The 16637-nt window shown below is 62.5% G+C and carries 21 protein-coding genes; 14 read left to right on the forward strand and 7 right to left on the reverse strand.

All coding sequences use genetic code 11. From position 1 onward, the window contains the following. The first annotated feature begins 168 nt into the window (after positions 1 to 168). The 3 genes from MKZ91_RS01880 (at position 169) to MKZ91_RS01890 (ending at position 2712) form a co-directional block, all read left to right on the forward strand. Positions 169 to 1461 (forward strand): diguanylate cyclase, encoded by a 1293-nt coding sequence (locus MKZ91_RS01880; protein ID WP_336167388.1) that lies wholly within the window; start codon positions 169 to 171, stop codon positions 1459 to 1461. Between the two features lie 124 nt (positions 1462 to 1585). Then, positions 1586 to 2062 (forward strand): VOC family protein, encoded by a 477-nt coding sequence (locus MKZ91_RS01885; protein ID WP_336167390.1) that lies wholly within the window; start codon positions 1586 to 1588, stop codon positions 2060 to 2062. A gap of 236 nt (positions 2063 to 2298) precedes the next feature. Beyond that, a complete protein-coding gene (locus tag MKZ91_RS01890) occupies positions 2299 to 2712 on the forward strand; it encodes a DUF805 domain-containing protein (RefSeq protein WP_336167392.1) in 414 nt (137 codons plus the stop codon). 31 nt (positions 2713 to 2743) lie between these two features. Here the strand turns inward: MKZ91_RS01890 and MKZ91_RS01895 are convergent, their stop codons facing one another. Then, on the reverse strand, positions 2744 to 3343 hold the full coding sequence (locus tag MKZ91_RS01895; protein ID WP_336167394.1) for a YdeI/OmpD-associated family protein: 600 nt from the start codon (positions 3341 to 3343) through the stop codon (positions 2744 to 2746). A gap of 392 nt (positions 3344 to 3735) precedes the next feature. Then, positions 3736 to 4740: a GlxA family transcriptional regulator gene (locus tag MKZ91_RS01900; protein ID WP_065774535.1), complete on the reverse strand. Its 1005-nt coding sequence runs from the start codon at positions 4738 to 4740 to the stop codon at positions 3736 to 3738. A gap of 535 nt (positions 4741 to 5275) precedes the next feature. Between MKZ91_RS01900 and MKZ91_RS01905 the strand changes: the two genes are divergently transcribed. Next, positions 5276 to 5419, forward strand: a complete 144-nt coding sequence (locus tag MKZ91_RS01905; RefSeq protein ID WP_336167398.1) for a hypothetical protein — start codon at positions 5276 to 5278, stop codon at positions 5417 to 5419. 270 nt (positions 5420 to 5689) lie between these two features. On the opposite strand, the gene MKZ91_RS01910 is transcribed toward MKZ91_RS01905, so the two are convergent. Continuing rightward, a complete protein-coding gene (locus MKZ91_RS01910) occupies positions 5690 to 5893 on the reverse strand; it encodes a hypothetical protein (protein WP_336167399.1) in 204 nt (67 codons plus the stop codon). 99 nt (positions 5894 to 5992) lie between these two features. Further along, positions 5993 to 6169 carry a hypothetical protein gene (locus tag MKZ91_RS01915; protein ID WP_336167401.1) on the reverse strand — a complete coding sequence of 59 codons (177 nt, stop codon included), beginning with the start codon at positions 6167 to 6169 and terminating at the stop codon, positions 5993 to 5995. Between the two features lie 214 nt (positions 6170 to 6383). Between MKZ91_RS01915 and MKZ91_RS01920 the strand changes: the two genes are divergently transcribed. Together MKZ91_RS01920 and MKZ91_RS01925 are read left to right on the forward strand one after the other, a co-directional pair. Further along, positions 6384 to 7274 (forward strand): LysR substrate-binding domain-containing protein, encoded by an 891-nt coding sequence (locus MKZ91_RS01920; protein WP_336167403.1) that lies wholly within the window; start codon positions 6384 to 6386, stop codon positions 7272 to 7274. A gap of 93 nt (positions 7275 to 7367) precedes the next feature. Continuing rightward, on the forward strand, positions 7368 to 8021 hold the full coding sequence (locus MKZ91_RS01925) for a VIT1/CCC1 transporter family protein (protein WP_336167405.1): 654 nt from the start codon (positions 7368 to 7370) through the stop codon (positions 8019 to 8021). A gap of 168 nt (positions 8022 to 8189) precedes the next feature. On the opposite strand, the gene MKZ91_RS01930 is transcribed toward MKZ91_RS01925, so the two are convergent. Together MKZ91_RS01930 and MKZ91_RS01935 are read right to left on the reverse strand one after the other, a co-directional pair. Next, a complete protein-coding gene (locus MKZ91_RS01930) occupies positions 8190 to 8693 on the reverse strand; it encodes a hypothetical protein (protein ID WP_336167407.1) in 504 nt (167 codons plus the stop codon). 169 nt (positions 8694 to 8862) lie between these two features. Continuing rightward, positions 8863 to 9087, reverse strand: coding sequence for a hypothetical protein (locus tag MKZ91_RS01935; protein ID WP_336167409.1), 225 nt, complete (start codon positions 9085 to 9087; stop codon positions 8863 to 8865). A gap of 123 nt (positions 9088 to 9210) precedes the next feature. Between MKZ91_RS01935 and MKZ91_RS01940 the strand changes: the two genes are divergently transcribed. Then, complete coding sequence (locus MKZ91_RS01940; RefSeq protein WP_336167410.1) at positions 9211 to 9444, forward strand: hypothetical protein; 234 nt, start codon at positions 9211 to 9213, stop codon at positions 9442 to 9444. A gap of 74 nt (positions 9445 to 9518) precedes the next feature. On the opposite strand, the gene MKZ91_RS01945 is transcribed toward MKZ91_RS01940, so the two are convergent. Continuing rightward, positions 9519 to 10184: a GntR family transcriptional regulator gene (locus MKZ91_RS01945; RefSeq protein WP_336167411.1), complete on the reverse strand. Its 666-nt coding sequence runs from the start codon at positions 10182 to 10184 to the stop codon at positions 9519 to 9521. 376 nt (positions 10185 to 10560) lie between these two features. Between MKZ91_RS01945 and MKZ91_RS01950 the strand changes: the two genes are divergently transcribed. The 7 genes from MKZ91_RS01950 (at position 10561) to MKZ91_RS01980 (ending at position 16184) form a co-directional block, all read left to right on the forward strand. Then, positions 10561 to 11985: a M20 family metallopeptidase gene (locus MKZ91_RS01950; RefSeq protein ID WP_336167413.1), complete on the forward strand. Its 1425-nt coding sequence runs from the start codon at positions 10561 to 10563 to the stop codon at positions 11983 to 11985. A 32-nt stretch (positions 11986 to 12017) separates the two neighbouring features. Continuing rightward, positions 12018 to 12737 carry an ABC transporter permease gene (locus MKZ91_RS01955; RefSeq protein ID WP_336167415.1) on the forward strand — a complete coding sequence of 240 codons (720 nt, stop codon included), beginning with the start codon at positions 12018 to 12020 and terminating at the stop codon, positions 12735 to 12737. After that, positions 12737 to 13459: an ABC transporter permease gene (locus MKZ91_RS01960; RefSeq protein WP_336167416.1), complete on the forward strand. Its 723-nt coding sequence runs from the start codon at positions 12737 to 12739 to the stop codon at positions 13457 to 13459. Before MKZ91_RS01955 ends, MKZ91_RS01960 begins: the two co-directional genes overlap by 1 nt. Before the next feature lie 2 nt (positions 13460 to 13461). After that, entirely contained in the window at positions 13462 to 14238 is a 777-nt protein-coding gene (locus MKZ91_RS01965; RefSeq protein WP_336167763.1) for an ABC transporter ATP-binding protein, read from the forward strand. Between the two features lie 116 nt (positions 14239 to 14354). Further along, a complete protein-coding gene (locus tag MKZ91_RS01970; protein WP_336167417.1) occupies positions 14355 to 15212 on the forward strand; it encodes a transporter substrate-binding domain-containing protein in 858 nt (285 codons plus the stop codon). Positions 15213 to 15322: 110 nt separating this feature from the next. Then, on the forward strand, positions 15323 to 15661 hold the full coding sequence (locus MKZ91_RS01975) for an ArsR/SmtB family transcription factor (protein WP_336167419.1): 339 nt from the start codon (positions 15323 to 15325) through the stop codon (positions 15659 to 15661). Between the two features lie 55 nt (positions 15662 to 15716). Beyond that, positions 15717 to 16184, forward strand: a complete 468-nt coding sequence (locus tag MKZ91_RS01980) for an SRPBCC family protein (RefSeq protein ID WP_336167421.1) — start codon at positions 15717 to 15719, stop codon at positions 16182 to 16184. The last annotated feature ends 453 nt before the right edge of the window (positions 16185 to 16637 follow it).

Consider the following 16637-nt stretch of genomic DNA (forward strand, 5'->3'; position numbering starts at 1 on the left):
GGGAACCTGATCACATCAGAAACGCGCCGGCTAACAGGCTGGCGCGGTTCGTGTCGGGTTTAATGAAGAATTCGGAGCCAGCGTCACCCCCCAGGGGAAGCACGCCTGCGGCTCAAGAGGGGTTGCAGGGACGTGAGATTGCGCCGCACGCCGGGCCGGGTGAGTTCTGTGCAAAAACACAGCGACAAGCGCATGCTGCTTGTCGAAGATTCCCGGATGTTTGCGACGGCACTGAAATACGGTCTCGAAACGGTCCACGGCATTCGCGTCACCCATTGCAGTTCGCTCTCGACGTTGCGCGAGGCGCTGGAGCAGGCACCCGGCAGCTATTCTCTCGCCGTGCTTGACCTCAACCTGCCGGATGCGCCCAATTGCGAGGCGCTGGAGTTCATCCTTGAAAACCAGGTGCCGGCCGTCGTCTTCACTGCCGCTTTCAACGACCACACGCGCGAGGAGATCCTGTCGCGTGGCGTGCTCGACTGCGTCATCAAGCATCAGCCGGAATCGATCAACCTCCTGATCGGCGCGGTCGACCGGGCGCTGACCAACGGCAAGACGACGGTACTGCTTGCCGATTCCGATGCCGCCTCGCGCAGCGAACTGGCCGGCATCCTGAGGCGGCAGCGGATTGCGGTTTGCGAGGTCGCCTCGGCCGCCGACGCGCTGCAGGTGCTCGACAGCGGCGAGGCGATCGATCTCGTCGTGACCGATCTTGATCTTTCCGACATGACCGGTGCGGTGCTCCTGGCCGAGGTCGAGCGGCGGCAGGGCGATGGCGCGCTGCCGGTGATCGGGCTTTCCGACAGCGGTGACCGAAGGGCCGGCGCCCGCTTTCTGGAGGCGGGCGGCACCGATTTCATCCAGAAGCCCTTCCTCGAGGCAGAATTCAACGGTCGCATCACCCAGGCCGCGGGCGTGCAGAAACGCCTGCAGACGCTGCAACGCCAGGCGGCAAGCGATTACCTCACCGACCTCTACAACCGCCGCCATTTCTTCGTCGCCGGGCCAAGGCTCGTCGAACAGTGCCTCAGGCGCGGTGAGCCGACGGCGATTGCCGTGCTCGACATCGATCACTTCAAGCGTCTCAACGACACCTATGGCCACGAGATCGGCGACATCGTGCTCAAGCACGTGGCCAAGCGCCTCTCGACACTGGTCGGCGAGGAGCACCTGCTGGCGCGCCTCGGCGGCGAGGAATTCGGCATTCTCTTCAACGGCTGCGACGTGCGGCGCGCCTTCGCCTTCTGCGATGCGCTGCGGCTGGAACTGGCGAAATCGCGCATCGTCGCTGACGACGAGGAACTGACGATCACCGTCTCGATCGGCCTTGCGACCATCGAAAGCTCCGAAGCCTTCGAAAACTACCTGCACGCCGCCGACCAGTTTCTCTACATGGCCAAGCACGCGGGGCGAAACCGGGTGATCTCGGAACTGGCGCTGCTCGACGCGCTGGCGTCCTGAGGCACCAAAGGGGCAACCAAACGCCCTTTCTCCCTAAAAAGATGATCCACACTGTCGGATTGGAACGAAGTCGTACGTCCTTTGCTTACTGGGTCAGGTCCAGAGCCAAAGGAGGAGCCGACAGATGAGCAATGTTGTTTCAAATCTCTGGTTTGCGAAGGAGGCGCGTCAGGCGGTCGACTTCTATATCTCGCTTGTTCCCAATTCGGCGATCACCCGGATCACGACCTTGCCGGCAGAAAGCCCGAGCGGGCCGCCCGGCAGCGTGCAGGTGATCGAGTTCACCCTCGGCAACCAGCAGTTCATGGCGCTCGAAGCCGGGCCGCTCGATCCGTTCAACCATGCGTTTTCGATCATGATCCAGTGTGACACGCAGCAGGAGATCGACCGGCTGTGGAGCGCGATCCTCGACAATGGCGGCGAGGTCGAGCAATGCGGCTGGATAAAGGATCGCTGGGGGCTCTGCTGGCAGATCGCGCCCAGGGTGCTTGGCGACATGATCGCCCATTCGGACCGCGAGCGGGCCAGGCGTGCGACCGAGGCGATGCTCGGCATGGTCAAGCTCGATATCGCCGTCCTGGAGCGGGCCTTCAACGGTTAGGACCTGGCTTGTCTGGGGGTGCAGGTGCGTGCGTGGAGGGCGCGGCAAGCGAGCCTTGCCCGTCCTCCAGCGACGATCAAAATGGCCAGGCCCGAGGCAACGTGTCTGCGCAACCATGAGGCGCTTTCTGTCTTCATGACATCTACCCGTTTATTAACAAACCTTCTATTGACGATGAGGGCCGGTCAGCGCGAAGACGCGCTTGGAAGTGGGCGGGCCGATGGGGAGGGGACGACGTGAATTCGCAGACGTTTACGAGTTTTGAAGGCCGGATCGGGCGCCAGACCTGGTGGCTGGCGCAGATCGTTGTCTGGATCGCGAGTGTAGCGGCGATGTTTGCAGCAGGGGCGCTGTTCCCGCTCTCGGGCGTCGACAACTATGCCCCGGGCTTCAGCCTCATGCATTTGCTTGTGTTCATCATCCTCATCGCCAACCTCTTTTTCAGCTTCACCGTCAACACCAAGCGCTGGCACGACCATGGCCGTTCCGGCTGGTGGAACCTTGCTTTGTTCGTTCCGGTGGTCGGGCCGCTCCTGGGGCTGGTGATGTTGGGCTTCCTGCCCGGCGAGGAAGGTGACAACCGCTTCGGTCCGCCGGCGGTTGCGGGCGCCGTCGGGTCCGTCCAGCGGTTCGGCCGCGCGCATCAATAACGCAGATTTGACAGGCGCGTCGGGCGCACCGCTATTTCCGCCCCTGCGGGTAGATCGTCTCGCCGCGCTTCAACATCTCGACGAAAGCCTCGATCTTCTTCCTGCGGCCCGCCTCGGTCTTCATGTTGTGGGTGCGGAAGGCGAGCGCGAAGCGGTTCTGGGCATTGAGCTTGCCGAGCATCTCGCGGGCCGCGGGTTCGGCGTCGATCGCGGCCTTGAGGTCGTCGGGGATCTTCATGTCCTTGCTGCCGGCATAGGCCCGGTCCCAGCGGCCGTCGGCCTTGGCGGCGTCCACCTGGCGCAGCCCGTGTTCGGTCATGCGGCCTTCCTCGATCAGCCGTGCGACATTGTCGACATTGATCTTGCTCCAGATGCTCTTCTTGCCGCGCGGCGTGTAGCGCTGCAGGAAGCTTTGCTCGTCAAAGCCCTTGCGCACGCCATCGATCCAGCCGAAGCAGAGCACGACGTCGATCGCCTCCTTCGGCGTGATCGAGGCAAGGCCGGAGCCGACCTTGTGGGTCTTGATCCAGACCTCGTCTTCGCTCTGATGATGGGCGCCGAGCCAGTCGTAGAAGCTGTCGCAGTCCTCGAACTCGCGGACCTTGGCGGGATTGATCTCGACGGGTGCCATGTTTGCTCCTGCTCGTGGGTGATGGCGGGGTCACCTGGCGCTCAAGCCCGACGGACGGGCCGATTCTCCGTGGGCATCGACATTCCTATCTCGGTTGTGCGGGTGCAAGCTCCATCGCGCAAAGCGCGCCGGCTTGAAATGTCGCAATAAGGCAAGTGCGAAGGGCGACCCGACAGGTGCCCCGGAATGGGTGACAGCAGACGATGCCACCGCTTTCCGGCGTCTCCATTCGTCATCCTCGGGCCTGACCTCGTCATCGTCGGCTTGACCTCGTCATCCTCGGGCTTGATGACGGAGAGGAGGGCGCGCGGTCAGCAACTTTACAGCCCATGTCCCAGGAACGAAAAGGGCGGATCACTCCGCCCTCCAATCGCTTGTCTTTCTGACGGCTCCTACCGCGCCATCTGCAGCGTCAGCTTGCGGTCGGCGCGCTCCTGCTGCGGCGAGCGGTTGTAGAGTTCGCGATAACACTTGGAGAAGTGCGAGGCGGAAACGAAGCCGCAGGCAACCGCCACCTCGACCACCGGCATCGACGACTGGATGAGCAGATGCCTTGCGCGGTCGAGGCGGATTTCCAGGTAGTAGCGGGCGGGCGAGCGACCCATTTCCTGGCGGAACAGCCGTTCGATCTGGCGACGCGACAGGTCCGCGCCCTCGGCGATTTCCAAGAGCGACAGCGGCTCGGCGAGGTTGGCTTCCATCAGCTCGATGATCGACAGAACCTTGGCGTTCTGCACGCCGAGACGGGCGCGCAGCGGCAGGCGCTGGCGGTCATGCGGCCCGCGCACGCGGTCGGTCAGCGCCTGCTCGCAAACGCGGTTGACGAGGTTTTCGCCAAAATCCTGGTCGATCAGGTTCAGCATCATGTCGAGCGAGGCGGTGCCGCCGGCGCAGGTGTAGATGTTGCTGTCGATCTCGTAGAGGTCGGCATAGACCTCGGCCTGCGGGAAGGCTTCGGAGAAGCCCGGCAGGTTTTCCCAGTGGATGGCGCAGCGCTTGCCGGTCAGAAGCCCGGCGGACGCCAGCACATGGGCGCCGGTACAGAGGCTGCCGACGGCGACGCCGCGGTTATAGACTTCGCGCAGCCAGGCATTGACCGACTTGTTGTTGAAGTCCTCGACATAGATGCCGGAACAGACCAGCACCATCGACGGGCGGTTTTCGCCGCCGAGAAACTTGCGCTCGTCGGCAAGCGACGAGTTGACCTCAAGCGCGATGCCGCTCGAAGAGAGGACCTTTTCGCCGTCCGACGAAGCGAGGCGCCAGGTATAGGCCTCGTAGCCGAGCATGCGGTTGGCGATGCGGAGCGTTTCGATCGCCGCCGAAAAGGGCAGCATGGAAAAGTTCGGCACCAGGAAGAAGACGAGAGAACGCTTTTTGGTCAGTGGCTTGTTCATGAGGCTTCCCATGCTTGGCGATGCGGGTATATTCGTCGCTTGGAAGATACTCTTCGGCTTGTCTGTTTGCGACATTGGCATGGAAAGCAGCGACCGCAAAGAGATTTCGCATTGCGACATCGGGCGGCAAGAGGCGGTTTCGTCAGGCTTTGCGGGCTTTGTAAGGAAAGCGACAGTTTTCGCAGTGCGCTTGACGCTATCTGACAAGAACTGCCAGAGATACGCAACAATTGCAAAGCGCGCGCCAAGGTTGTGTTTGCCGATTGCGACCCTTTGCGTGGGCCCTCTCGGTGTCGGTAAGAGACAAGTTTTCCCTGGTTTGGCCGAGGTGTCGGGTTCGCGTTGGGCCAGCAGGCAGGTCAGGCAGAGCTGCGATGTGTCCAGTGGATGATCATGCGCCCCCCTGTGTAACTCAGCGTGCCATACTACATTCAAAGCAACGGGGCTGCTGAAGGGTTGATTTGGCATGACGCAAGGGGAACCAACGGGCGTTTGTCGAGGGGTCTCGCTGGTTAAGATCCTGTGGTCAGTTTCGATGATGACGGCAGCTGCCGCCGTCGGGGCCTATATCGGGTGGCAGAGCCATGGTCTGGTGGGGGCGCTGGCCCTGGGAATCGTCGGCCTCGTCGCCGGCAGCTTCCTCAGTTCGCCGTCGCTTCTCCTGCAGTTGCTGTCATAGGCACCTTCGAGCAACCAGCATTTCGTGGTATCTGGCGTCGCTGAAGAGCGCTTGCCGTCACGACAAAGGCTGAGATGGCGGTGGCGGACAAGGTCGCGATTCCCATTCGGCCAGGCCGACGCTGGGGTCTTCGCGTCGGAAGAGGGAGCGACGGTTTTCCGGCAGGAACTGCGGGGCGGGTATTGGGGCCCAAAGAAAAGGGCACCGCGCTGTCGGCGATGCCCTTCGATTTCCGGTCAGCATGGCTCAGAAAGAGAGCGCACGCTGCCTTCACTGCTCGGTCTTGTGCACGGCGTCGTCCACCGACGGAAAGCCGATATCCTTCAGCGTGTCATAGGACAGGTTTTCCAATGCCCGTTCCTGGCGATGGCGCTTCCACGCTGCCCAGGCACGAACCTGAAGGTTGAACAGACCCGGAAGGGACGAGTGGGAGGATGCCCGTTCCGAGGCCGATGAAAACTGAATGCTCGACATTTCATGGCTCCTTCTGAGTGTCTCAGCAGGTCGCGACCATGATGGTAGTTATGCCGCAACCTGATTCATCATTCCAACGAATATGTTTGATGCCATTCATCAAACATGGTGATTGATTGGCGGGTCCGCAAACATCACGTCGTCGCGGACTCTCTGTGGCAGTCTGGCCAGCTCCCGCCGGGCTTCCACCCGGTTTCGGGCGATCTGCTTTTCGCGTCGCTGCCTGGCAACGCCGTCAAGGACGGCGATCATCTGGGTAAGGGCGTTGAGGACCATGTCGTTGCTCCTGCTATACCGTTTTTCTACCACTGTGCGTGACTGCGCGCTGTTACGAAGGGAACTCTTGGATGTGATCCCTGTTAGCTGGGCGGCGGACATGGGCGTCTCCTTCCTTCCTCGTCCTTGAGCTTGACTATCGGTCATGGCTGATGTTCAATCAAACGAAATGAAGTGAACCATTCTTTCAGTTTTTTTGATTAAGGATGCCGCCATGAACATGATGATGCGCCATGCGCTTCCGCTGCTTGAAATGGACGTGCTGAAGACCTTCGTTGCCATTGCCGAGACCGGCAACTTCACCACCGCCGCCGAGACCGTCTATCGCACGCCGTCGGCGGTCTCGATGCAGATCAAGAAGCTCGAGGAGATGCTTGGCTGCACGCTCTTTTTGCGCGACGCCCGCTCGGTGTCGCTGACGCCGAAGGGCGAACTGCTGCTCGGCTATGCCCGCCGCCTCTTGTCGCTCAACAACGAGACCGTCTCGCGCTTCCTTCTGCCTGATATGAACGGCGTCGTGCGCGTCGGCGCGCCGGAAGATGTCGGCGAGCGCATCCTGCCCGAGGTGCTGAAGCGCTTCGGCGAATCCTATCCGAATGTCACGATCGACGTGTCGATCGGCATGAGCAACGCCATGCGCAAGAAGGTCGACGAGCACCGGCTCGACATCGCCATCTTCAACAGCCTGACCGAGGGAACGCCGAAGAACGGCGAGATCCTGATGCAGGAGAAGCTCGTCTGGGCCGGCGCCAAGTGCGGCAATGCGCATCTGAAGGATCCGCTGCCGGTGTCGATGTGGGAGGATGGCTGCGTCTGGCGGGCGGACGCGGTGGAGAAGCTCGCGCGCGCCGGCCGCAAGTTCCGCATCGCGTTCTTGAGCGCCTATACCACCGGCCAGCGCGCCGCCGTGCTTGCCGGCCTCGCGATCGCGCCGCTGCCGCGCTACCTCGTCCAGGGCGAGATGGTGCAGCTTGGCGAACGCGACGGCCTGCCGGATCTCGGCCACTACAGTATCGGCCTGCAGGTGATCTCGGATGCGCCGGCGCCGGTTTTGGCGGTTGCCGACCATGTGCGCGACGCGTTTGCCGACCTGCAGATGCAATAGGAAGGCCACCTTGCGTTTATCCGGATTGCTTCCCGTTGCCCTCGGCGCCCCCGTTTCCCTCGGCGATAGCCGCCGGTTGCCCCAGGTGAACGCATGGGCGTGAAGGATGAACCACGGGCCGTGCTCGATCCGATCGATCGCCTGTCGGAGATCGTCTTCGGCCTGTTGATGGCGCTCACCTTCACCGGGACGATGAGCACGGTCACGGGCGCAGAGGGCGGGGTCAACGCCGTGCTCGTCGCGGCCTTCGGCTGCAACATCGCCTGGGGCATCGTCGACGGCGTCATGTATGTACTGGCAACAGTGGTGGAGCGGGTGCGGCGGCGCGGCTTCATCGATGCGCTTCGGCGCGAGCCGCTCGATCGCGCCCGCGACATGTTTCTCGAAAGCCTGCCGGACGACGTGCGCCGGGTTTCCTCGCCGAAGGAGACGGAGGCGCTGCTGTTGCGGGTGAGGGCACTTGGCGCCGACCCCAGGCACAGGGCCTTGACCGGGGGCGATCTGAAGGCGGCCGTCGCCATTTTCCTTCTCGTCGTCAGCGCGACGCTGCCGCCGAGCATTCCGTTCTTGCTGACTGAGGATGTGGCGCTGGCCATGCGCCTGTCGAACGGCATTGCGCTCGTCATGCTCTTCGTCATCGGCGCGCGGCTCGGGCAGTACATGGGCCGCAGCCCCTGGCCGATGGCGTTTACGATGGCCGCGATCGGCGCGGTTCTGGTGGCCGTCACGATCCTGCTTGGTGGGTAGCTTTCTTGGTGGGTAGCTTTCGCTTCAGGCGCGGCGCTCCGTTCAATCGAAAGCGGCGTTCTCAATCGATGGACGCGTCATGGCTCGTCCGTGGCGTCAGATTGAGGGGCTGAAGCAGCCCAGTACGGTCGTTGGTGCCCCGGGACTCTCTCGATCCATTGCGGGAGATCAAGGCGTCGAGGCGGCTCCAGCCTGGGCAGTCAGATAATATATGGGGTCCATTTCTTCCGGCATGAATTCCAGAATATCGGGATAGAAGCCATCTCCCGCATCGTCGCTATCGCTGTTGAACCGGTGCGACGAGTACATTGCAAAAAACATCTCCACGAACTGCGCCACGATGATTTTTGTATCGTGTCCCTTCCGCACTGGTGCAGTGAAGCTAGTCACTCTGAAACGGTGTCCGAATTTTTCCGAATAGTCCAAGGTCGCCGACCTTATCTCCGCGAGTCTCAGATCGAACAGTTCTTGTCCGCGCTCGTGGTAATACCGGTCCAAGTAGTACGTCGTGTGTACCGCGACAGTGGCCATCATGACCGTCGGGTCTTCGGTGGCATTCGACGTGAACTTTAATATCCATCCGCCCCGCTCCCGATCCGTGTCCACTTGAATGAACTCCAGTTCAAAGGCTTGATCGGCGGTGCTAAAGCGTTTCGCGCGCGTCTGAGCCAATCGCATCTTCATCTCTCAATGATGGTCTCGAGGCGTGCTGCTGCCTGCAACCTCAACGTTATGGACACAAGTTAGCGATGATCGCGGTTGGCGCAAAGTTGTCGTCTCCTCTTGGCTCTCGTCGGCACTGCATGCCGCCCGAGCAGTGACCCGCCGAGAGGCCAGAGCCTCAGGCATTTGTCGGCGCCTGGCCGATGTGGATCTCGATCATGCGCTTCACCTCCGCCAGATCCCTGGCCTCCAACGCATCGACGATCAGGTGGCGCGCGCGTGCCGATTGCTCGGTAACGTGCGCATGCGCCACCGCGAGATCGGGGCCGAGGCCGTGCGCTGGTGGATTTCGGCGCTGATGTTCACGAAGGGGCTGGTTCCTGATCTGCTTCTGGCGCCGCATTTTCGAAAGCGGAGGCGATGCTCCAATCCATCGTCACCCATTGACGCAAGCATTTTTCTTCACAATAGGGTCAAGCTGACGAATGTGGCCAAGCGCCAGCCACGCAGCAACAGGAGTGTAACCGTGAGCGAACCGACCGTAGCAGATGCAACAAACCGAATTTATGAATCGCTGCAGGCGGACAATGCCGACATCGACTTGCATATTGCGACCCTCAAGGCAGCGTTGGCGCGGGCGGGGCTCAAGGAAGCCGTATTCGACCCGGCGAGGCTGGTGCAGAACAATCGTTCCGGCCGGAAGCTGATGCAGGCATATTTTCGCCAGCGCGGCGTGACGGTAAAATTCGCGGCTGAGTGAAACGTGGGTGACGCCAAACGGGTCTAGCGTGACGGCTGACATGATCGCCGTCGAAGCGCCGGGAGGCCGGAGGTTCACGCCTTGATCGGCGCCTGGCGGATGTGGATCTCGATCAGCCGTTTCAACTCGTCTAGATCCCGGGCCTCCAACGCATCCACCATCAGGTGGTGCTCGCGCGCCGATTGCTCGATGCGGGCGCGGGTGCGCCATTGCGAGACCGGGGCTGAGGCCGTGCGCTGGCGGATTTCGGCGATGATGTTCACGAGTTCGTCGTTGCCCGCCAGCATGAGCAGGGCGCGATGGAAGGCGAGGTTGGCGTCGTAGTGCTCCATGATCGAGCCGCGGAACGACATCTCGTCGAAGTTCTCGGCAAGACCTCGCAATTCGATGATAGCTTCGGGCGTGACATTGGCGACCATTCGGTCAGCGATGCCGGTCTCAAGGATCACGCGGATGTCGCTGATCTCCCGCGTGCGCTGATCGTCAAGCTCATAGACCTGATAGCCGCGGTTCGGATTGTGCTGGACCAGCCGCTTTTGCGACAGGCGGTCGAGTGCGCGCCGCACTTCGGGCCGCGTGCAGTCGTAGCGGCGTTCCAGGTCGATCTGCTTCAGCCAGGTGCCGGCGGGAAGCGTGCCGGTCAGGATGTCGTGCAGCAACAGGTCGGTGACGTCTTTCTTTTCCTCGAGTGCTTCCGTTTCGGTCAGATCTTCGCTCATCGCCGGTCCTGCTGTTCTCATGTCGACTCCTCCGTCCCGACAGCGCCGCGCGTCCAATCTGAGGCGCAAAGGTCGCTGTAGCGCTTTGAATTGCTGCGTGTTTTTGTCTTCTGGTCGGCTACGATCGAAGGAAACGTGCAGTTGGCGGAATTGGCTCCATTTTTGGAGAAACTATGATGACGCCCAGGACAATTCAATCTGGGCGAGGGGGTTTTCTCGGTCGGTTTCAACACCTTGGGATTGGAGAGGCCACGCGGTGGCTTGACCGGTTGCTGCCGCCATTCCCAACCGCGCCATGTCCATCGAAATAAATTCATGATCCTCTCTTGTGTATCCAAAAATGATTCCGTAAATTGGCGCCAATTCTGGATACTATCATTGGGGGCGCCGGTAAACCATGAAGAATTCGCATGCCGTCTGGGAGATGCTCGAGGCAAAGCGCGATCAGTTCTTCGCGCTCAGCGACCGGGTCTGGGACACGCCGGAAACCAATTACGAGGAGTTCCGTTCCTCGGCCGAACACGCCACGCTGCTTGAAGCCGAAGGTTTTCGCGTGGCGCGCGGCATTGCCGGCATGCCGACGGCTGTCATGGGCGAGGCGGGTGAAGGTGGTCCGGTCATCGCCATTCTCGGCGAGTTCGATGCACTGCCGGGCCTCAGCCAGGAGGCGGGCGTGGCTGAGGAGCGGTCGCTTACCGAGGGCGGCAACGGCCATGGCTGCGGCCATAACCTGCTCGGTGCCGGTTCGATGATGGCGGCCACCGCCGTCAAGGATTACCTCGCAGCCCATGGCATCAAGGGGCGGGTGCGCTATTATGGTTGCCCGGCGGAAGAGGGTGGCTCGTCCAAGGGCTTCATGGTGCGCGCCGGCGTGTTTGACGATGTCGACATCGCGATCTCCTGGCATCCGGCACCCTTTGCCGGTGTCAACAATCCGATCTCGCTCGCCTGCAACGAACTCGACTTCCGCTTCAGCGGCCGCGCCTCGCATGCCTCGGCAGCGCCGCATCTTGGCCGAAGCGCGCTCGATGCGGTCGAACTGATGAATGTCGGCGTCAACTATCTGCGCGAGCACGTGCCGTCGTCGGCGCGCATCCACTATGCGGTGACCGACACGGGCGGAAGTGCGCCGAACGTGGTGCAGGCGCGGGCCAAGGTCCGTTACCTCGTGCGTGCCCGCAGCCTGCCGGAACTGCACGACCTCGTCGAGCGGGTGCGCAGCGTGGCAAAGGGAGCGGCACTGATGACCGGCACGACGGTCCGCGACGAGATCGTCAGCGGCGACGCCAATCTGGTCGGCAACACGCCGCTGGAAACGCTGATGCACGGCCAGCTCGAGCGTCTGGGGCCGCCTCAGTTCGATGAGGGCGACCGGGCGATGGCCGCGCGGTTCCAGGAGACCTTTACCGGCGAGGACATCGCGTCGGCCTTCGAGCGGTTCGGCCTGAAGCTGCGCCGCGGCGTATCTCTCTGCGACACCATCTTCCCGCCCGAAAACGGCGCCGGTACGCTCGTCGGCTCGACCGATGTCGGAACGGTGAGCTGGGTGGTGCCGACCGTGCAGATGCGTGGCGCGACCTATGCCATCGGGACGCCCGGCCATTCCTGGCAGCTCGTCGCCCAAGGCAAGCTGCCGGCAGCCCACAAGGGCATGGAACATGCGGCAAAGGTGATGGCAAGCACGGCACTCGAACTGATCCTTGACCCGGCACTGATTGCCGCCGCCAAGGCCGACCATGCCGCACGGCTCGAGGGCACACCCTTCGTCAACCCGATCCCTGATGACGTCGACCCGCCGATCCCCGGGGGCAATCATGGCTAGCTCATCGATCACAAGCGAAGGGAGGCGCTGCGATGACTGAGCCCGGTTTCCTTGACATCATCAGCTTTGGGCCTGACGGCTGGGGGCCGGCGCTTGCGGCCGGCGCCTGGATGACGATCCTGATCGCGATCGCAGGGTTTGCGATTGGCGGCGTCATCGGCACCTTCGGCGCCTGGGCGAAGATCTCGGGTGGCCCAGTCGTGCGCCGCTCAGCCGAGGCCTATACCACCATTCTTCGCGGCATTCCCGATCTGCTCGTCATCTATCTCTTCTATTTCGGCGGCAGCGCCGTCGTGACCGCCGTTGGCCAATTGTTCGGCGCGGAGGGTTTCGTCAGCTTCCCGGGCTTCCTCGCCGGCGCGCTTGCGGTCGGCATCACCTCGGGCGCCCAGCAGACCGAGGTCTATCGCGGCGCCTTCCGTGCCGTGCATCCGGGCGAACTGGAGGCGGCAACTGCCTGCGGCATGGGGCGCCTCCTCAAGTTTCGCCGCATCACCGCGCCGCTGACGCTGCGCTATGCGCTGCCGGGTCTCGGCAATGTCTGGCAGGTGGTGCTGAAGGAATCGGCCCTGGTGTCGGTCACCGGCGTGGTCGAACTGCTGCGCCAGGCGCAGATCGGCGCCGGCTCGACCAGCCGTCCCTTCGACTTCTTCTTTATCGCAGCCATGATCTATCTCGCGATTTCCACCGTCTCGGGTTTGCTTCTTCAGGCGACCGAGCGGCGGTTCTCACGCGGCGTCAGGAGGGGCTGATGGATATCCAGTTCGCTCTTGAAACCTTCTGGAGCCTGCTTTCGGCCCTGCCGCTGACGCTGGAGCTCGCCGCGACGTCGATCGCGCTCGGTTCGGTGCTGGCTCTGGCTCTGGCACTTGCGCGGCTGTCGGGCATTCTTGCGCTCGATCTTTTTGCCCGCGCCTACGTGTTCCTCTTCCGTGGAACGCCGCTGCTCGTGCAGATCTTCCTGATCTACTACGGCCTCAGCCAGTTTCCGGCCGTTCGCCACAGCATCTTGTGGCCGCTCCTCAGGGAACCCTACTGGTGCGCGGTGCTGGCGCTGATGCTGAACACGGCTGCCTATGCCAGCGAAATCATCCGCGGCGGGCTCATCTCGGTGCCGCACGGCCAGGTCGAGGCCGCAAGGGCCTGCGGCATGGGGCGCTTGATGATCTTCCGCCGCATCGTCTGGCCGCAGGCGCTTCGCCAGGCGCTGCCCGGCTATGGCAACGAGATGATCTCGATGGTCAAGGCGACTTCGCTCGCCTCGATCATCACGCTGATGGAAATCACCGGCGTTGCCGCCAAGCTCATTTCCGAAAGCTACCGGGTGATCGAGGTCTTCGTCGTCGCCGGCGTGATCTATCTCGCCATCAACTTCGTGCTGACCCGGATTGTCGCGCTTGCCGAGCACAGGCTGAGCCCGCAACTGCGCGCGCCGCTTCCGATCTCCGCAGAACTCAAGGGAGAAACGCATTGAACATGTCCGCCGCTGTCACCGCACCCGTCGCCATCCGCGTGCATGAGCTGCACAAGAGCTTCGGCCCGGTCGAGGTCCTGAAGGGCGTGTCGCTTGAGGCGCGCGAAGGCGAGGTGATTTCCATCCTCGGCTCGACCGGATCGGGCAAGTCGACGCTGCTTCGTTGCATCAACATGCTGGAAGTGCCGAATTCGGGCACGATCGAGGTCGCCGGCGAGGCGATCCGGCTGAAGACCTTGAGCGATGGGCGCAGCCGCCCGGCCGACCAGAAGCAGGTCGACCGTATCCGCTCCGAACTCAGCATGGTGTTCCAAAGCTTCAATCTCTGGTCCCACAAGACCGTGCTTGAAAATGTCATCGAGGCGCCGGTGCACGTGTTGAAGCGGCCGCGGCGGGAAGCGATCGAGGAGGCCGAAGCGCTGCTTGCCAAGGTCGGCATCGCCGACAAGCGCAACCACTATCCCTCGCATCTGTCCGGCGGCCAGCAGCAGCGGGCGGCGATTGCCCGGGCGCTCGCCATGCGGCCAAAGGCGATGCTGTTTGACGAGCCGACCTCGGCGCTCGATCCGGAGCTGGTCGGCGAGGTGCTGCGCGTGATGCGCGGCCTTGCCGAGGAGGGGCGCACCATGCTGGTCGTCACCCACGAGATGGGCTTTGCCCGCGACGTCTCGAGCCGCGTCGTCTTCGTGCACAAGGGCATGATCGAGGAAGAGGGGCCGCCGCACGAGGTCTTTACCCGCTCCAAATCCGAACGGTTCCGCCAGTTCATCAAGAGTTGAGGTCTGTCGGGAGCGGATGAGGAAAAGTGTATGCGGTTTTCCGCCCGCATCCGCTCCAATCATCCAAAGGCAGGCCAAACAAGCCAATCAACATCTACAAAAAGGGGAATGCTGTAATGAAGAAGACGACCGCAATTATCGCTTCGGCGCTGGCCGTTGCCGCGGGGCTGATGTCGATGCCGGCACAGGCGGAAGACAAGAAGTGGACGAAGATCACGATCGCCACCGAAGGCGCCTTTCCGCCCTATAACCTGACCAAGGCGGACGGAACGCTCGACGGCTACGAGATCGAGCTCAGCAAGATCCTCTGCGCCCACATGAAGGTGGAATGCACCATCGTCGCCCAGTCCTTCGACGGGCTGATCCCGGCGCTCAACGCCGGCAAGTTCGACGCCATCATGGCCGGCATGTCGGCAACCGAAAAGCGCAAGGAAGTCATCGACTTCTCGATGTCCTATGGCAGCACCGGCCAGGCCTTCGCCACGCTGAAGGGCGGCGAACTCGAAACGCTGCCGATGAAGGGCGAACTCTTCTCGCTCGCCTCCAACGAGGCGGGCGCCCGCAAGGCGGTCGACGAACTGAAGCCGCTGGTCGAAGGCAAGACCATCGGCGTCCAGACCGCCTCGATTGCCGCACGGTTCATCGAGGAATACCTGAAGGACGTTGTCGAGGTGCGCGAGTACAAGACCACCGAGCAGCATGATCTCGATCTCGTTGCCGGCCGCGTCGATTTCGTCATGGCCTCGATGGGCTACCTGAAGACCACGGTCGAAAAGCCTGCCAACAGCGACATGGTCATCGTCGGCCCGCGCTTCCAGGGCGGCTTCCTCGGCGCCGGCAGCTCCGTCGGCCTGCGCAAGAGCGATCCTGAGCTGAAGGCACTGTTTGACGACGCCATTGCCGCGGCCAAGGCCGACGGTACCGTCAAGCGCCTGTCGGAAAAGTGGTTCGGCTTCGACCTGACACCGCAATAACCCACTGATCTTCCTAATTGATCCAGGTGCCGCGCGTTCCGACGAACGCGCGGCACTTTCGTTTGGATGTTCCCAGTTTGATTTTCATAAGTGTAGGCTTATAATAAGTCATGACTTATGAAGGCAAAGTGTTGATGGCTTTGGCGGACCCGACACGCCGGGCGATCTTCGAGAAGCTTGCCACGGGCGGCTCGTCAGTTGCCGATGTGGCGCGATCGCTGCCGGTCTCGCAGCCGGCGATCTCGCAGCATCTGAAAGTGCTGAAGGAGGCGGGGTTGGTCCGCGACGAACCTGAGGGCCGCCGTCGCATCTATTCGATCGATCCGGCGGGGCTCGGGCCGCTGCGGCAATGGCTCGACCGTTTCTGGGAAGGCCAGCTTGCCGCCTTCAAGGCGTTTGCCGACAGCGACGCGGCGGCAGCAGCGGGGCCTGCGAAACCGGAGCCATAGGCCAGCCGCATGCCGCAAGGAAACTGCAGCCGTCGAGCAACGGGAGGAGAGGACAATGCACAGGATCGAACCGGCCCCGGTGGTCAAATCCGTCACCGTCAGCGCGTCACCGGCGCGCGCCTTCGAGATCTTTGCATCCGGCATGGGCGACTGGTGGCTGAAGACCCATAGCCTGACGACAAGCGGCCAGAAAACCGTCGTCGTGGAGCCGAGAGCCGGCGGACGCTGGTACGAGATCGGCACAGCAGGCGAGGAAAAGGAGTGGGGACGGGTGCTTGCCTATGAGCCGCCACATCGCATCCTGTTTGCCTGGCAGCTCAATGCCGATTGGGATTTCGATCCGCAGTTCCAGACCGAAGTGGAGGTGACGTTCGAGGCCATCGCGGATGGGGGAACGACGGTGCGGCTGGAGCACCGCGACCTCGCGAACTATGGTGCAAAGGCCGAGGAAGCGCGTGGCTCGCTCGATACCGAAGGTGGCTGGGCCGGGCTGCTTCAGGCATTTGCGGCAAAGGCCGGGTGAGGTTCCGGTCTGCTTGCGTACGAGGTCGGCGGCTCATTTACGGACTTTTTTCGAACACAATCGCCCCGTATAGAGCCAATCACCGGCATAGCTATGAGCGCTGAATGCATTCGCCGCTCGCAAATTGCCGCGTCGCTTTAGACTTTTGACCACGGATGTACTGGCACTGGTGTAAGAGCGATGATGAGGAAGGTCGGTGCGATTTCGCCCCGGCCTTTTTTATTGGCCGGGTGAAAGCCTTGCGGCTGGCTCCGCCCCTCATCCCGCTGCCGCGACCTTCTCCCCGCAGACGGGGAGAAGGGGCATGTCGCGCCCGCTCGGCTCCCGAGCCGCTGGGCTTGCCGCCATCTCGATAATTGCTGTGGCTTGCCGAGCATGTCGCGGTCTCGTTCCCTCGCCCCGCGTGCGGGGAGAGGGTTAGGGTGAGGGGCGAAACTTGCGATGAGGCGCGTG

This window comes from Ensifer sp. MJa1 (assembly GCF_037026475.1).
Classification (GTDB): domain Bacteria; phylum Pseudomonadota; class Alphaproteobacteria; order Rhizobiales; family Rhizobiaceae; genus Ensifer.

What these genes read in the sequence shown, in the direction of transcription:
- MKZ91_RS01895 (WP_336167394.1), bottom strand. Translation starts at nt 3,343, where the DNA reads ATGGCACCCGTCGAGATCAATCCCGCCAAGGTCCGCGAGTTCGAGGAC.
- MKZ91_RS01980 (WP_336167421.1), top strand. Translation starts at nt 15,717, where the DNA reads ATGCACAGGATCGAACCGGCCCCGGTGGTCAAATCCGTCACCGTCAGC.
- MKZ91_RS01900 (WP_065774535.1), bottom strand. Translation starts at nt 4,740, where the DNA reads ATGAACAAGCCACTGACCAAAAAGCGTTCTCTCGTCTTCTTCCTGGTG.
- MKZ91_RS01935 (WP_336167409.1), bottom strand. Translation starts at nt 9,087, where the DNA reads ATGCGGCGCCAGAAGCAGATCAGGAACCAGCCCCTTCGTGAACATCAG.
- MKZ91_RS01905 (WP_336167398.1), top strand. Translation starts at nt 5,276, where the DNA reads ATGATGACGGCAGCTGCCGCCGTCGGGGCCTATATCGGGTGGCAGAGC.
- MKZ91_RS01925 (WP_336167405.1), top strand. Translation starts at nt 7,368, where the DNA reads ATGGGCGTGAAGGATGAACCACGGGCCGTGCTCGATCCGATCGATCGC.
- MKZ91_RS01915 (WP_336167401.1), bottom strand. Translation starts at nt 6,169, where the DNA reads ATGGTCCTCAACGCCCTTACCCAGATGATCGCCGTCCTTGACGGCGTT.
- MKZ91_RS01945 (WP_336167411.1), bottom strand. Translation starts at nt 10,184, where the DNA reads ATGAGAACAGCAGGACCGGCGATGAGCGAAGATCTGACCGAAACGGAA.
- MKZ91_RS01955 (WP_336167415.1), top strand. Translation starts at nt 12,018, where the DNA reads ATGACTGAGCCCGGTTTCCTTGACATCATCAGCTTTGGGCCTGACGGC.
- MKZ91_RS01970 (WP_336167417.1), top strand. Translation starts at nt 14,355, where the DNA reads ATGAAGAAGACGACCGCAATTATCGCTTCGGCGCTGGCCGTTGCCGCG.
- MKZ91_RS01960 (WP_336167416.1), top strand. Translation starts at nt 12,737, where the DNA reads ATGGATATCCAGTTCGCTCTTGAAACCTTCTGGAGCCTGCTTTCGGCC.
- MKZ91_RS01885 (WP_336167390.1), top strand. Translation starts at nt 1,586, where the DNA reads ATGAGCAATGTTGTTTCAAATCTCTGGTTTGCGAAGGAGGCGCGTCAG.
- MKZ91_RS01910 (WP_336167399.1), bottom strand. Translation starts at nt 5,893, where the DNA reads ATGTCGAGCATTCAGTTTTCATCGGCCTCGGAACGGGCATCCTCCCAC.
- MKZ91_RS01950 (WP_336167413.1), top strand. Translation starts at nt 10,561, where the DNA reads ATGAAGAATTCGCATGCCGTCTGGGAGATGCTCGAGGCAAAGCGCGAT.
- MKZ91_RS01975 (WP_336167419.1), top strand. Translation starts at nt 15,323, where the DNA reads ATGACTTATGAAGGCAAAGTGTTGATGGCTTTGGCGGACCCGACACGC.
- MKZ91_RS01965 (WP_336167763.1), top strand. Translation starts at nt 13,462, where the DNA reads ATGTCCGCCGCTGTCACCGCACCCGTCGCCATCCGCGTGCATGAGCTG.
- MKZ91_RS01920 (WP_336167403.1), top strand. Translation starts at nt 6,384, where the DNA reads ATGAACATGATGATGCGCCATGCGCTTCCGCTGCTTGAAATGGACGTG.